This is a genomic window from Phytopseudomonas punonensis (assembly GCF_900142655.1).
GTDB classification, from domain to species: Bacteria; Pseudomonadota; Gammaproteobacteria; order Pseudomonadales; family Pseudomonadaceae; genus Aquipseudomonas; species Aquipseudomonas punonensis.
Genome location: NZ_FRBQ01000004.1, coordinates 137694 through 153139, shown reverse-complemented (window position 1 = coordinate 153139; position 15446 = coordinate 137694). Strand labels below are relative to the sequence as shown.

Sequence of the window (15446 nt, the reverse complement as noted above, 5' to 3'; positions counted from 1 at the left end):
TTTGTGTAGTTTTACTACATTTGGACGACGATTTCAGCTCTTCCAGTTGATTCATTAGCAGCGAAACTACAATCAAATCAGGCGCGAGCCTTACGTGGCGAGCCTTCCCGCTGGCTTCGTCGGTTTTCCAACAGGCCCCGCAGCCCGCCGAAAAGGATAGACCATGAGCCTGCCCGCGCTCGTTTCTTTGCCTGTCGCTCTTCTTCCCATTGCCCAGCGCGCCGAGCAATCGCTCACGCAGGTTTTCGCCACATTGTCTGCCGAGGCCGCTGCCGATTTCGCGGCCTGGCCGCCGCAGCGCAGGGAGCATCTGCAGCGGGTGACGGCAGCGAGCGACTTCGTGACGCAGCAGGGCATGCGTGACCCGCAGATGCTCCTCGATCTGGCTGCCAGCGGCGAATTAGAGCGGCGTCTGCGTGCAGGCGAATTGCGCGGGCAGCTCGCCGAACAGCTGAGCGAATGCACGGATGAAAATGCTCTGGCGCGCAGCCTGCGCCGTTTCCGCAATCGTCAGCAGGTGCGCATCATCTGGCGTGACGTCAGCCGCCAGGCGGATCTGGTGGAAACCTGTCGCGACCTTTCCGATCTGGCTGACGCTTGTATCGACCTTGCTTATCACTGGCTCTACCCCAAGCATTGCCAGCAGTTTGGCACGCCGGTTGGGCGGCGCAGTGGCGAGCCGCAGCACATGGTCATCCTTGGCATGGGCAAGCTCGGCGCCTTCGAACTCAACCTGTCATCGGACATTGACCTGATTTTCGGTTACCCGGAAGGCGGCGAAGCCCAGGGCGTCAAAAGGCCGCTGGATAACCAGGAGTTTTTCATTCGCCTGGGCCAGAAACTGATCAAGGCACTGGATGCCATCACCGTCGACGGTTTCGTGTTCCGCACGGATATGCGCCTGCGCCCTTACGGCTCTTCCGGTGCGCTGGTATTCAGTTTCAATGCGCTGGAGCAGTACTACCAGGACCAGGGCCGTGACTGGGAGCGCTACGCGATGATCAAGGCGCGCGTGGTCGGTGGCGATCAGGAGGCTGGCGCGCAATTGCTGGAAATGCTGCGCCCGTTCGTCTACCGGCGGTACCTGGATTTTTCCGCCATCGACGCGCTGCGCACCATGAAGCAGCTGATTCAGCAGGAAGTGCGGCGCAAGGGCATGGCCGAGAACATCAAGCTGGGCTCCGGCGGCATCCGTGAGGTGGAGTTCATCGCCCAGGCGTTCCAGCTGATTCATGGCGGGCGTGACCTCAGTCTGCAGCAGCGTTCGCTGCTCAAGGTGCTCGACACGCTCAAGGGGCAAGGCTATTTGCCCTCAGCTGCGGTCGATGAGCTGCTAGCTGGCTACGCCTTTCTGCGCTACACCGAGCATGCCCTGCAGGCCATCGATGACCGGCAGACGCAGATGCTGCCGGATAACGATCAGGATCGCGCGCGCGTTGCCTTCATGCTCGGTTTCGATGGCTGGAATGCCTTCCACGAGCAACTGATGTACTGGCGTGGGCGTGTCGACTGGCACTTTCGTCAGGTCATTGCCGACCCCGACGAGGATCAGGAAGGCAGCGAAGAGCCCATGGTCGGCGCGGACTGGCTGCCGCTGTGGAATGATGATCAGGATGAAGAAGCAGCATGTCGACAGCTCGCCGAGGCCGGTTTCACTGATGCTCAGGGCGCCTGGCAGCGCCTGGTGGGCTTGCGTAATGGCAATCAGGTACGAGCCATGCAGCGCCTTGGTCGCGAACGTCTGGACGCCTTCATCCCGCGCCTGCTGGCCGCTACGGTCGAGCAGGAAAAGCCGGATCTGGTGCTGGAGCGGGTATTGCCGTTGATCGAGGCGGTCGCGCGGCGCTCGGCCTATCTGGTGCTGCTCACGGAAAATCCCGGAGCCTTGCTGCGCCTGCTGACGCTGTGCGCGGCCAGCCCATGGATCGCCGAGCAGATCAGCCGTTTCCCGCTACTGCTCGACGAATTGCTTAATGAGGGGCGTCTGTTCAGCCCGCCCCATGCGCCGGAGTTGGCTGCAGAGCTGCGCGAGCGGCTGACGCGAATTCCCGAGGAGGACCTGGAGCAGCAGATGGAGGCGCTACGCCACTTCAAGCTGGCTCACGGCCTGCGCGTGGCGGCATCCGAGATCGCCGGCAGCCTGCCGCTGATGAAGGTCAGCGATTACCTGACCTGGCTGGCCGAAGCCATTCTCGATCAGGTGCTGGCCCTTGCTTGGCGGCAGATGGTCAGTCGCCATGGCACGCCGCAGCGTTCTGACGGCAGCCCTTGTGCGCCGGATTTCATCATCGTCGGCTACGGCAAGGTCGGCGGTATCGAACTGGGCCATGGCTCGGATCTGGATCTGGTGTTCATCCACGATGGCGATCCGCAAGCCGAGACCGATGGCGCCAAGCCCATCGACGGCGCGCAGTTCTTCACGCGCCTGGGGCAGCGCATCATTCACCTGCTGACCGCGCAGACCAACTCCGGCCAGCTCTACGATGTCGATATGCGCCTGCGGCCGTCGGGCGCTGCTGGCCTGCTGGTGAGTTCGCTGGGCGCCTTCAGCCGTTATCAGGAAGGCGAGGCCTGGACGTGGGAGCATCAGGCACTCGTGCGCGCGCGGGTCCTGGTTGGCTGTGAGCGGGTGGCCGGTGCATTCGCCGAGGTACGCACCGCCGTGCTGGCTCGTGAGCGTGATCAGGCCAAGCTGCAGGCCGAGGTCAGCGAGATGCGCGCCAAAATGCGCGACAACCTCGGAAGCCGGGCCACAGCCGCCGGTATGGCGGAAAATGCCTTCGACGCGGCGTCACCCTTCGACCTCAAGCAGGACGCCGGAGGTATCGTCGATATTGAATTTATGGTGCAATACGCGGCTCTGGCGTGGTCGAAGCAGCATCCGGCGCTGCTCGAATTCACCGATAACATCCGCATTCTGGAAGGCCTGGACCGGCTCGGTCTGCTGCGCGATGGCGAGGCGACCCTGCTACAGGACGCGTACAAAGCCTACCGCTCGGCAGCCCATCGGCAGGCATTGCAGAAGCAGCCTGGGGTAGTGGGCGGCGACCAGTTTCACGAGCACCGGCGCAACGTGATGCGTATCTGGCGTGAGCTGGACCTGAGTTGATGGCTGCCGTTCGCCATCGGGCATCTCTATCGAAACTGAGCTTATGAATATTCTGATCATCGGCCCTTCGTGGGTAGGCGACATGGTGATGGCGCAGACATTGTTTCAGTGTCTGAAGATGCGCCACCCCGAATGCGCCATCGACGTGCTGGCCCCTGAGTGGAGCCGGCCGATTCTCGAGCGCATGCCCGAAGTGCGTCAGGCGCTGAGCTTCCCCTTGGGCCACGGCGTGCTTGAGCTGGCTACGCGGCGGCGCATCGGCAAGTCCCTGGCGGGCCGTTATGATCAGGCAATTCTGCTGCCCAACTCGCTGAAGTCGGCACTGGTGCCGTTCTTCGCGGGCATTGCGCTGCGTACCGGCTGGAAGGGCGAAATGCGCTACGGCCTGCTCAATGACGTGCGCAAGCTCGACAAAGATCGCTACCCGCTGATGATTGAGCGCTTTATGGCGCTGGCCTACCCGGCTGGAGCCGAATTGCCGCAGCCCTATCCGAAACCTTCGCTGAGCATTGACCCGGCTACCCGCGATGCAGCTCTGGCGCATTTTGGCTTGACGCTGGATCGCCCGGTGCTCGCCCTGTGCCCCGGCGCTGAGTTCGGTGAGGCCAAGCGCTGGCCCAGCGAGCACTACGCCAAGGTCGCCGAGGCGAAGATTCGCGAAGGCTGGCAGGTCTGGCTGTTCGGTTCGAAGAAGGATCATCCGGTGGGCGAGGATATTCGTTCGCGGCTGATTCCCGGTCTGCGCGAGGAAGCCGTCAACCTGTCCGGCGAGACTAGTCTGGCGCAAGCCATCGACCTGCTGTCTTGCGCCGCCTCGGTGGTGTCCAACGACTCCGGGCTGATGCACGTGGCCGCCGCGCTCAATCGCCCGTTGGTGGCGGTATATGGCTCGACCTCGCCGCAATTCACCCCGCCGCTCGCCGATCAGGTGGAAATCATTCGCCTGGGCATCGAATGCAGTCCCTGCTTCGAACGCACCTGCCGCTTTGGCCATTACAACTGTCTGGTGCAGCTCGAACCGCAGGTCGCCGTCGACGCGCTGCAGCGGCTGGCGGGTGAGCCGGTAGAGGTCATGCACTGAATGCGCGTGCTGGTGATCAAGACTTCATCGCTGGGCGACGTCATTCATACGTTGCCGGCCCTGACCGACGCGGCCCGGGCGATTCCCGGCATCCGTTTCGACTGGGTGGTGGAAGAGGGCTTCGCTGAGATTCCTGCCTGGCATCCGGCGGTTTCCCAGGTGATTCCGGTGGCGATTCGGCGCTGGCGCAAGCATCCGCTGAAAGCCCTGCGTAGTGGTGAGTGGTCGCGCTTCAAGCAGCGGCTGCGCGAAAGCCACTACGACCTGGTGATCGACGCTCAAGGCTTGTTCAAGAGCGCCTGGCTGACTCGCTACGTCAAGGCGCCGGTGGCCGGGCTCGACAAGAAATCGGCTCGCGAGCCGATTGCCGCGCGCTTCTATGATCGCCCTTACTCTGTGCCGCGCGCCCAGCATGCGTTGGAGCGCACACGCCAGCTGTTCGGCCAGGCGCTCGGCTACAGCGTGCCCGCCGGTCTGGGCGACTACGGTTTGAACCGCGCCCAGCTTGCAGATCCGGCCGCGAGCCCTTATCTAGTGTTCCTGCACGGCACCACCTGGACCAGCAAGCACTGGCCCGAAGCCTATTGGCGCGAGCTGGCCGAGCTGGCCGCCGAGCAGGGCTGGGCGATTCGTTTGCCCTGGGGCAATGAAACCGAGAAAGCCCGCGCTGAGCGTATCGCCGAGGGTATTGAAGGCGCCGCGGTACTGCCGAAACTCAACTTGGCAGGCGTGGCCAAGGTGCTTGCCGGCGCTCAGGCGTGTGTAGCGGTGGACACCGGCCTGGGTCACCTGGCTGCCGCGCTGGATGTGCCGACCGTATCGTTATACGGCCCGACGCTGCCTGGTCGGGTTGGCGCCTACGGGCGTTCGCAAGTGCACCTGTGTGCCAGCGGCCCGGATGCTGGCAAGGGTGATCGCGACAAACCCTGCTTCGATGATCTCAAGGCGCAGCGGGTGTTCACCGAACTGCATGCCCTGTTGCTTGAATTGGGGCTGGACTGATGCAACCGAGCGGAGAACCGATGCGCCTGGCTTTTATCCTCTACAAGTACTTTCCCTATGGCGGGTTGCAGCGCGACTTCATGCGTATCGCGCTGGAGTGCCAGCAGCGCGGCCACAGCATTCGCGTCTACACGCCGATCTGGGAAGGCGAGGTGCCAGAGGGTTTCGAGGTCGTGGTGGTGCCGGTCAAGGCGCTGTTCAACCATCACCGCAACGAGAAGCTCACCGCCTGGGTGCAGGCCGACCTGCGCGAGCGCCCGGTCGACCGGGTAATCGGCTTCAACAAGATGCCGGGCCTGGACGTGTACTACGCCGCTGACGGCTGCTTCGAAGACAAGGCGCAGACCTTGCGCAACCCGCTGTATCGCCGCTGGGGCCGCTACAAACATTTCGCCGAGTATGAGCGTGCCGTGTTCGCGCCCGAGTCGAGCACCGAGATTTTGATGATTTCCGAGGTACAGCAGCCGTTGTTCGTGAAGCACTACGAAACGCCGGCCGAACGCTTTCATCTGCTGCCGCCGGGTATCGCCCAAGATCGCCGCGCGCCAGCCAATGCCGCCGAGATCCGCGCCGAGTTTCGCCGCGAGTTCGCGTTGGGCGATAACGATCTCTTGCTGGTGCAGATCGGCTCCGGCTTCAAGACCAAGGGCCTGGACCGCAGCCTCAAGGCGCTGGCCGCATTGCCGGGTGAACTGAAGCAGCGCACTCAGTTGATGGTTATCGGCCAGGACGATCCCAAGCCGTTCCAAGTGCAAGCCAAGGCGCTCGGTTTGGGCGATCAGGTGAAGTTTCTGAAGGGACGCAGCGACATCCCGCGCTTTCTGCTCGGCGCTGACCTGCTCATCCACCCGGCGTACAACGAAAACACCGGCACCGTGCTGCTCGAAGCGCTGGTCGCCGGGCTGCCGGTGCTGGTCAGCGATGTCTGTGGCTACGCCCATTACATAGAGGACGCCGACGCCGGCCGTGTGGTGCCCAGCCCGTTCGAGCAGTCCACCCTGAACCGTATGCTGGCCGAGATGCTGGCAGACGACGCCCGGCGTGAGGCCTGGCAGCGCAATGGCCTGGCCTACGCCGAGACGGCCGACCTGTACAGCATGCCGCAGCGGGCTGCTGATGTGATTCTGGCGGTGCACGCCTGATGTCTGGGTTGGCGTCGCTGAACACCTGCGATGACGCGTACCTGTGCCGAGCCACGGCCCGCGGGCATGGGGTCGCCGCAGTCCCCATGTATGACACCGCTTTGCCAACACACTGGCTCGTATGAGAGACCCTATGCAGCTGATTCTTGCTGAACCATTCAAGTCCCTATGGGCTGGCAAGGATGCCTTTGACGAAGTCGAGAGCTTGCAGGGGCAGGTTTACCGTGAGCTCGAGGCACGCCGAACACTGCGCACTGAGGTCAACGGTAAGGGCTACTTCGTCAAGATTCATCGCGGTATCGGCTGGGGAGAAATTTTCAAGAACCTCATCACCGCACGTCTGCCGGTACTGGGCGCCGGCCAGGAGTGGAAGGCCATTCAGCGCCTTGGCGAAGCTGGCGTACCAACCATGACAGCTGTGGCCTACGGTGAGCGCGGTAGCGATCCCGCGCAGCAGCATTCGTTCATCGTCACCGAAGAGCTGGCTCCCACTACGGATCTTGAACAGCTCACGTTGAACTGGAGCGAACAGCCGCCAGCGCCGGCGATGAAATGGGCGCTTATTAGTCGTGTCGCGCAGATGACCGGGCGTATGCACGCCGCTGGCGTAAATCATCGCGACTGTTATATCTGCCACTTCCTGCTGCACACGGACAAACCGTTCAGTACTGAGGACTTTCGCCTGTCGGTGATTGATCTCCACCGTGCGCAGTTACGTGCTGAGGTGCCGCGTCGCTGGCGCGACAAGGATCTAGCCGGGTTGTATTTCTCGGCGCTCAACATCGGTCTGACCCAGCGTGACCTGCTGCGGTTTCTCACGGTCTATTTCCGTGTCGCTGGCAATAGCCGACCACTGCGTCAGATTCTGCGTGATGAGGCTGCCTTGTTGCGCTGGCTGCAGCGCAAGGCCGACCGGCTGCGCTCGCGTTACGTGCGCAAGTACGAAACGGAGGGTGAGCAATGAGTCAATGGCGCGTTACCGCCTTGGCAACACCCGAGGCAGCCAAGGCATTCGCTTCTCTGGATGCCGTGTTCGCGCTGGAAGGTGAGGCCATCACCCATGACCCGCTCTCGGATGTCATTCGTGTGGAGTTCGGTGGGCTGCGCTATTACGTCAAACGCTACCACGGCGCTGGCAAGGGTGCCCGGCGCTTTGTTGGCAGGCCGCGGGTCAAGGCCGAATGGCAGAACCTCAAGCATTTCGCCGCCTGGGGTATTCCCACTGCGCCAATTGCCGCGTACGGGCTGGAGCGCAAGGGTTCTGCTTTTCACCGTGGCGCGCTGATTACCCAGGAGCTGGTCGGCACCATGGACATGTGGCAGCTGGCCTCCACTGATGACGCGCGGCTAAGCGATCGAGCCTGGGTCGAGGATGTCAGCGCCCAGTTGGCGCGCGCCACGCGCATTCTGCATGATCACCACTTTGCCCATAACGATCTGAAATGGCGCAACGTGTTGATCGACGAGCACCGACGTCTGTATTTCATCGATTGCCCGACAGGGGCGTTCTGGTGGGGGCCGTTTTTGCGGCGGCGCATTGTCAAAGACCTGGCCTGCCTCGACAAGGTGGCCAAGTACCACCTGTCGCGCACCCAGCGCTTGCGCTTTTATCTGCAGTACCGGCGGCGCGAGCGTCTCAACGACAGCGACAAGCTGCGTATCCGTCAGATCGTCCGCTATTTCGAGGGCAGAGAATGAAGGACTTCATCGGTAGCGACGATCGCGCGCTGCTCGAGCGTCATGGCCTCGCCAGCTTCGAAGCGCTCTGGGCGCTCGAACTGCATGCGGTCGATGAGCCGAACCAGGCGCCGCGTGGTGGCTGGAGTACGGTCTATCGCCTTGATCTGGAAGGGCGCGGTTACTACCTGAAGCGTCAGAGCAACTACCTGACGCGCAGCCTGGAGCGCCCGCTGGGTGAGCCGACCCTGGCCCGCGAATTTCGCAATATTTGTCGTTATCAGCGCCTAGGTATTCCTGCCATGAGCGCTGCCTTTTTCGCGCAGCGGCGTGTTGCTGGTGAGCGCCGAGCCATTCTTCTCACTCATGCCTTGGATGGCTGGCGGGATCTCGATAGCTGGTTGCCCGAGTGGCATCAGCTTCAGACCGAGCAGCGTCTGGCGATCGTCACTGCCTGTGGCGCGCTGGCCAGGCGAGTCCATGAGAGAGGGCAAGTGCATGGCTGTTTCTACCCCAAGCACATCTTCTTGCGGTCAGGTGATGGTGGTTTCACCGCGCAACTGATCGACTTGGAGAAAACCCGACCTCTGGTTCTTGGCGAGCGTGACCGGGTCAAGGATCTGGAGCCGCTGCTGCGTCGTACCAATCCCTGGGATGACGTGGACCACGTAGGCTTTCTTACCGCCTATCTGGGCAGTGCGCAGGATGTGAGTCACTGGTTGCAGCGTCTGACCGCACGCTTGAAAGACAAGGCTCAGCGCCTATGAAATTGGCTCTTCTAAACGATGCGGGGCGCAGCCCCTCGCTGCCGCTGTCAGTGGACCTGCCAGGCGCTACGCCCATCGAACTGCACAGTCTTTTGCGTGTGCTGCCGGGGCAGCGCTACGTGGGCCGTGCACAGTGGCAGAAGCGGGTTGTGCTGGCCAAGGTATTGGTTGGCAATAAGGCTGAACGGCATTTTGCGCGGGAGCTTCAGGGCGCCCAACTACTGGCCCAGCAGGGGTTATGCACGCCGTTGTTGCTCGAGCATGGCGTGCGCGCAGGCGAGGGAGGCTGGCTGCTGTTCGAGTTTCTCGAGGGCGCGCGCAGTCTCGCGGATGAATGGCAGGCGGTGGCCAATGAGCCGTTGCTGAGTGACATGCAGCAGCAGGTATTAGGCGAGGCGCTTGGCGTAATCGGGCAACTGCACCGTCGCGGGCTATGGCAGGAAGATCTGCATCTGGACAATTTGTTGCGCCACGAAGGCAATCTATACCTGATCGACGGCGGCGGTATACGCGCCGAGACGCCAGGAAGTGCGCTTTCCCGTGATCGAGTGCTGGAAAATCTCGGGCTGTTTTTTGCGCTGTTTCCTCGCCCCATCGATGATTTCATCGAGGAGTTGCTGGTGCATTACCTGCTGGTCAATGGCGAGCACGCGCTGCCATTGGAGGCGCTGCTCAAGTCTGTCGCTAAAGCGCGTGGACTGCGGCTGCACGCATTTATGGCCAAGATCCAGCGCGAGTGCACAGCGTTTCGTGTCTGGCGCGGCGCCTCTCGTTTGCAGGTAGTGAGGCGTGATGAAGATGCGCTGTTGGCGCCTGTCCTGGTTGATCCTGATGCTGCGATTGCCAGTGGCGAACCGCTCAAATTGGGTGGCTCATCCACGGTCGCGCGTGTTCGGGTGGCTGAGCGAACGCTGGTCATCAAGCGCTACAACATCAAGGGCTTCGGTCACTGGCTGCGGCGGTTCTGGCGGCCCAGCCGAGCCTGGCACAGCTGGTGCGAGGGCAATCGTCTGGACTTCCTCGACATTGCCACGCCCAAACCGTTGGCTGTGCTGGAGCGCCGCACGCTTTGGCTACGCCGTCAGGCTTACCTCATTACAGAACATACGCCGGGTGTGGATATAATCGCCCGCTTTGCTCCGTATGGTGTCAATGAGCTACCGCCTGAGACGGATCTGTTGGCGCTGGAGCGGTTGTTCGCGGCCTTGCTGCGTGAACGGATCAGCCATGGAGACTTCAAGGGTAACAATATCCTTTGGCAGGATGACCGCTGGGCGCTGATCGACCTGGATGCCATGCAGTACCATGGTCAGGCTGGCAGTTTTAAAGCTGCGTATGCGCGGGATCGCGCAAGGTTGTTGCGCAACTGGCCCGCCAGCAGTGCCATTCATCGTGAGCTTGATCGGCGTTTGCCAACTATCACTTAAGCCCTCCCATGGGAGGGCTTTGAAATCAAACTGTATCGGTTGCCGAATCAGGTGACCGCGTTAAGAGGCTTTATCCGTGGCATTGACGATTCTTGGCCTGTCCGGCGCCCTCAGTCATGACCCCTCCGCGGCGTTGTACATCGACGGTAAGTTGATTGCAGCTGCCGAGGAGGAGCGCTTCGTGCGCGACAAGCACGCGAAGAACCGCATGCCTTACGAGTCGGCCAAGTTCTGCCTGGAGCAGGCTGGTATCAAGCCGTCGGACGTCGATGTCGTGGCGATTCCTTTCGCGCCGATCAGCCTGTTCGGCAAAGAGCGCTGGCACTACGCCAAACGTTATTGGTACGCGCCGGATCGCGCCCTCGATGCGATCCTCATGGGCAACCGCCGCTACAAACGCTATCGCAAGAAGATCGTCTGGTGCCTGGAGCAGCTCGGTTTCGACGCCAAGAAGGTCAAGATCGAGCCGGTCGAGCATCACCTGGCTCACGCCGCCAGCGCCTATCACTGCTCGGGCTTCACCGAGAAGACTGCCATCCTCGGTATCGATGGCAAGGGTGAGTACGCCACCACCTTCTTTGGCTATGGCGAGAACGGTCGTATCCACAAGATCAAGGAATTCTACGATCCGGATTCCCTGGGCGGCCTGTATGGCGCGGTCACCGAATTCCTCGGCTTCGAAATGCTCGACGGCGAGTTCAAGGTCATGGGCATGGCGCCCTATGGCGATGCCAGCAAGTACGATTTCTCGCGCCTGGCCAAGTTCGAGAATGGCGAGCTGATCATCAATACCGACTATGCCAACGTCATCGGTCTGCGTCGCTACAAGGAAAAGGGCAAGGGCTTCTACTTCTCGCCCAAGCTGATCGAGTGGCTGGGGCCCAAGCGTGAAGGCGATATCGCCGATGATCCCTACATCCACTACGCCGCCAGCATGCAAGCGCTGTTCGAGAAACTGGCGCTGGAAATGATGGATTACTATCTGGGCGACATCCTCCGCGAAACCGGCAAGATCGCCTTCGCCGGCGGCTGCGCGCTGAACGTTAAGCTCAACCAGAAGATCATCGCTCGTCCCGAGGTCAAGGAGCTGTTCGTGCAGCCCGCTTCCGGCGATGCCGGTACTTCGGTTGGCGCCGCTGCCTACGTTTCTCACAAGCGTGGCGTGCCGGTCGAGAAGATGGAACACGTCTACCTCGGCCCGGCCTACAGCAACGAGGACGTGATCGCCGCCTGCGCCCGCCACCCGAACGCACCAAAATGGCAGAAGATCGACGACATGCCGCAGCGCATCGCCCAGATCATGGTCTACGGTAACCCGGTTGCCTGGTTCCAGGGTCGTATGGAGTTCGGCCCGCGCGCCCTTGGTGGTCGTTCGATCATCGGTTGTCCGAGCATTCCTGGCGTGGCTGACCGCATTAACGAACAGATCAAGTTCCGCGAGCGCTGGAGACCTTTCTGCCCGTCGATGCTCGACACCGTCGCCGAACAGATGCTCAAGGTCGACCACCCGAGCCCGTTCATGACCTTCACCTTCGAAGTCAACGACGAGTGGAAGGAGCGCGTCAGCGAAGTCGTCCACGAAGATGGCACTTCCCGTGCCCAGGTCCTCAAGCGCGAATACAACCCTCGCTGGTATGACCTGATGCTGGAGCTGGAGAAGCTCACCGGCAACGGTGTGTCTTTGAACACCTCGCTCAACCGTCGTGGCGAACCGATGATCTGCTCCCCGACCGATGCGCTGAACATGTTCTTCGGCTCGGACCTGCAGTACCTGATCATGGAAGATATTCTGGTGATCAAGGACGATGTCATTGCGCCTAGCAGTGACCTGTCCGGCAGCGTGGAGCCCTAGGTTTGGCTGGCAGCCAGGCAAGGTTGAAGACGCTGCTGTTCAACGACACGTCTTCTGAAGGGCACCACGGCTGCCATTTGGTGATGCAGCAGATCTACACGCTGGCCGAAGGGGCTGGCATGGAGATTCTGCGCGCTTGCCCGATGCACCATGACTGGCAGACAGATGAGCAGTTGCAACGGGACATTCGCGCTGCAGATATCTGTCTAGTCAATGGCGAAGGCACCATGCACGATGATGCGCCGCTGGCCCTGCGCTATGGTGCGCTGGCGCGGTATTGTCGCGAGCATGGAGTGCCCTGTTTTCTGATCAATTCGGTTTGGCAGAACAATGTGCGGCTCAATGCCGATGCGCCCTTGTTCACGCGCATATTCGTGCGAGACGTGTTGAGTCAGGCTGCGCTGGGTGAGGTCGGTGTATCGGCCGAGGTTGTTCCGGATCTGACGCTGTCTTATCAGTACCAAGGCAAGACGCCTGTTCGTCAGGGCCTGCTGATTAATGGCAGTGTACTCACGGAGCGTTTGCGCGAGGCATGGCGCGTCAGCTGTACCAATCCTCATCTGCGTTATGTCAGCATCCGCACCGTTGCCCCTTTGCAGCTGGGCAAGGGATTCGATGTCTATCTGCGCAAGAATCTACGCAAGCGTCTGAAGGCCTACCGACGCATTGCCGCCAGTTATCTGCATCGTTATCCCGCTGAGCTCCCCGGTTCGCGGATTGACAAGCTGCGCTGGCGTTACGCAGTACTTGCTCCGCGCCGCTTCCTCGCTCTTTTACGCCGGTCGCAGGGCGTGATTACTGGGCGTTTTCATCTAGTGACCTTGTGCCTGGTCACCGGGACCCCTTTTTATGCCATCGCTTCGAATACTCACAAGATCGAAGCCTTGCTTGGGCAGGTCGGGTTAAGCGAGCGCCTGCGCTCCTCCTATGAGGAAGCAGTTGGTGATGCGCAGCGCATCGTGTTCAGCCAAGCAGAGCAGGCGGGCATCGCAAGCTTCCTTCACGATGCTCGCTGTCAGGCCGGCGCGATGTTTGCCGTGATAGCCCAGATAGCCCGAGATCGGCGCGCTGCACGATAGCGGCGCAGACGGCAGCCTAGGGCTGTTTTGCATGTGACCGATCGGTCAGAAAATGGGTTGAGCACCGCCCATCAAATATACTGAACCTTGCTGACTCATCGCATCTCCGACCCCTATGGTCGAGGTTTTCGGCTGCTCGGAAATCAAGCTAAGAGGCCTGAATTCCAGCTGTAGCCGATGCGACTTTCACGGGTGCCCATCTGCACCTGAATGTTGCCGTGATAAGAGTTGGATCAATGAATACTAATAATGTGAGCCAGGCATGGGTGCTACAGATCTGCCATGGCTACGACGGGCCGTTTCTCGATTGCGCTCGACAATACGCCGTGCTCTTTGCCGACACACCCTACAAGGTAATGACCGTATACCTGAGTGGTAAATATGACGCCGGAGTAGAAGCCGGGTCAGCTTCTGATGAGGTGGTCTTCCTTGAGTACAGCAGCAAGGCGCTCAGAGGGCTGAAGCTCGGCGCGATTCGCGCGATTCGTCGGATCGTTTCTGAGCGCAACTTCGCGCTGTGCATTGCCCACCGCTCCAAGCCGGCTTATGTGGCGATGCTGGGCAGCAAGCTGCCGGTGATCGGTATCCACCACGCCTTTGGCGATTATCAGCGCAAGTCGCGCCAGCTGTTCGCTAACCTGTTCCGTAAACGTCTTTATCTATTTGGTGTATCGGATGCGGTGCGTGATGATTTGCGCGCCTGCCTGCCGGGCTGGCCGCAGCAACGTATCCAGACGCTCTACAACCGTATCGACCTGGATGCCGTGCAGTCTGAGCAATTATCCCGCTCAGACGCTCGCCAGGCGCTTGGTTTGCCGAGCCAGGCTTGGGTTATCGGTAACGTGGGGAGATTGCATCCTGACAAGGATCAGGAGACGCTCATCCGCGCCTTTGCCGACGCACTGCCTACCTTGCCGGTAAGCAGTCTGCTGGTGATCGCTGGCGAGGGTCGCCTCGAGTCCAGGCTCAAGATACTGGTCGACGAGCTGGGCATCGGAGAGCAGGTTCGCTTTCTGGGGCAGGTGCCGCAAGCGCGGCGTTACTTCAAAGCCTTCGACATGTTCGCACTCAGCTCTGATCACGAACCCTTTGGAATGGTGCTGCTAGAAGCCATGGCTGCGGGTCTGCCGGTGGTCTGCAGCGACTGCGGCGGTGGGCGGGAGGTCGTCGGTGAAAAGGGGCAGTTGTTCACCTTTGGTGACTGGCATGCGCTCTCTGCCAGCCTGCAAAACGTTGCTTCGGCTCAGCAGCGGGAGCTGGAGCAGCTTCGTGAAGATATGCATGGCTGGCTGGAAAGTCGCTTCGTCGACTCCGCTGTCGCGCCGCGCTTCTTCGCTACGTTGTCGAGTTGGCAGGCGTGCCGCCTGTGAGTGCTAACGAGCGACCCGTTGCGCCGTTAGTCAGCGTTATCGTGCCGTGTTTCAACTACGCCAACTACGTGGGGGATGCGCTGCGCAGCATTCTTGAGCAGAACTATCCCGCCATCGAGCTCATTGTTATCGACGATGGTTCCACCGATGACAGTGCGGAGCGTATCGAGGAGGCGCTGAGTGACTGGCGAAGTTATCCGGCAGTGCACCGAGTGGAGTTCATTCGCCAGCCCAATCAGGGGGTAAGCGCTGCGCTGAATCGGGGATTGGATCTGGCACGCGGCGAGTTCGTGGCCACTTTCGATGCGGACGACATCATGGTGCCAGGGCGCATCGCCCTGCAGGCCGATTACTTGTTTGCCCATCCTCAGGTGGGGTGCCTAGGCGGTCGTGCGGTGCGAATTGACCAGAACGGTACGGTGTTGCCAAAGAAAACCAAGGCGCGGGAAGTGCGGCGCTATGATTTCGCCCAGGCACTGGCCCAGGCGCTGGTGGTGGGCGGCAATCTGGTCATGTACCGACGTGAAGCCATGCTCGCGGCGGGCAAGTACGACCCGCAGCTGCGTGTACAGGATTTTCAGATGACCCTGAAAATTGCCCATGCCGGTTATCAGGTTCACGTGATACCGGATGCCGTGACCCTGTATCGAAAGCATGAGGGTGGTCTATCGCGGAACTACCTTGCTGAGTACCGCTATGGTATGCAGTTGCTAGATCTCTATCGAAACCATCCGGCGTACGAGTCTGGGAAGGCCCGCTTGCTGACCAAGATACTTGGCCCGGCGGTAACTCAGGACAAACGGTTCGCATGGAGCCTTTTTGCGCAGATCCCGTTACGGCAATGGGATCGCCAGTTGTTCAAGCGTTTCCGGCACTTGTTGTTGAAGCGGCGCTCCGAACTACCTTGCTGAACTGCGCGCGGTGCCAGGTCGCATACTTG

Annotated in this window: 12 protein-coding genes; all 12 read left to right on the top strand. The window is 61.0% G+C overall.

Translation table 11 applies throughout. The features are described from left to right. Nucleotides 1-163: 163 nt before the first annotated feature. A complete protein-coding gene (glnE, locus tag BUC40_RS13455; RefSeq protein WP_073266506.1) occupies nt 164-3109 on the top strand; it encodes a bifunctional [glutamate--ammonia ligase]-adenylyl-L-tyrosine phosphorylase/[glutamate--ammonia-ligase] adenylyltransferase in 2946 nt (981 codons plus the stop codon). Between the two features lie 43 nt (nt 3110-3152). Next, nucleotides 3153-4190: a lipopolysaccharide heptosyltransferase II gene (gene waaF, locus BUC40_RS13450; RefSeq protein ID WP_073266504.1), complete on the top strand. Its 1038-nt coding sequence runs from the start codon at nt 3153-3155 to the stop codon at nt 4188-4190. Beyond that, nucleotides 4191-5192, top strand: coding sequence for a lipopolysaccharide heptosyltransferase I (waaC, locus tag BUC40_RS13445; RefSeq protein ID WP_073266502.1), 1002 nt, complete (start codon nt 4191-4193; stop codon nt 5190-5192). Nucleotides 5193-5212: 20 nt separating this feature from the next. Next, entirely contained in the window at nt 5213-6334 is a 1122-nt protein-coding gene (locus BUC40_RS13440) for a glycosyltransferase family 4 protein (RefSeq protein WP_073266500.1), read from the top strand. Nucleotides 6335-6467: 133 nt separating this feature from the next. Then, the gene (gene rfaP, locus BUC40_RS13435; RefSeq protein WP_073266498.1) at nt 6468-7298 is read left to right on the top strand and encodes a lipopolysaccharide core heptose(I) kinase RfaP; all 831 of its coding nucleotides are present in this window, start codon (nt 6468-6470) and stop codon (nt 7296-7298) included. After that, nucleotides 7295-8032, top strand: coding sequence for a lipopolysaccharide kinase InaA family protein (locus tag BUC40_RS13430; RefSeq protein WP_073266497.1), 738 nt, complete (start codon nt 7295-7297; stop codon nt 8030-8032). Before rfaP ends, BUC40_RS13430 begins: the two co-directional genes overlap by 4 nt. Further along, a complete protein-coding gene (locus BUC40_RS13425) occupies nt 8029-8778 on the top strand; it encodes a lipopolysaccharide kinase InaA family protein (RefSeq protein ID WP_073266495.1) in 750 nt (249 codons plus the stop codon). The genes BUC40_RS13430 and BUC40_RS13425 overlap by 4 nt, the downstream gene beginning before the upstream one ends. Then, a complete protein-coding gene (locus BUC40_RS13420) occupies nt 8775-10205 on the top strand; it encodes a lipopolysaccharide kinase InaA family protein (RefSeq protein WP_073266493.1) in 1431 nt (476 codons plus the stop codon). Before BUC40_RS13425 ends, BUC40_RS13420 begins: the two co-directional genes overlap by 4 nt. A 76-nt stretch (nt 10206-10281) precedes the next feature. Beyond that, complete coding sequence (locus BUC40_RS13415) at nt 10282-12057, top strand: carbamoyltransferase family protein (protein WP_073266491.1); 1776 nt, start codon at nt 10282-10284, stop codon at nt 12055-12057. 2 nt (nt 12058-12059) lie between these two features. After that, nucleotides 12060-13136, top strand: coding sequence for a polysaccharide pyruvyl transferase family protein (locus tag BUC40_RS13410; RefSeq protein ID WP_073266489.1), 1077 nt, complete (start codon nt 12060-12062; stop codon nt 13134-13136). Between the two features lie 236 nt (nt 13137-13372). Beyond that, nucleotides 13373-14506 carry a glycosyltransferase gene (locus tag BUC40_RS13405; protein WP_073266487.1) on the top strand — a complete coding sequence of 378 codons (1134 nt, stop codon included), beginning with the start codon at nt 13373-13375 and terminating at the stop codon, nt 14504-14506. Beyond that, a complete protein-coding gene (locus tag BUC40_RS13400; protein WP_083593530.1) occupies nt 14503-15417 on the top strand; it encodes a glycosyltransferase family 2 protein in 915 nt (304 codons plus the stop codon). The genes BUC40_RS13405 and BUC40_RS13400 overlap by 4 nt, the downstream gene beginning before the upstream one ends. Nucleotides 15418-15446 lie beyond the last annotated feature (29 nt).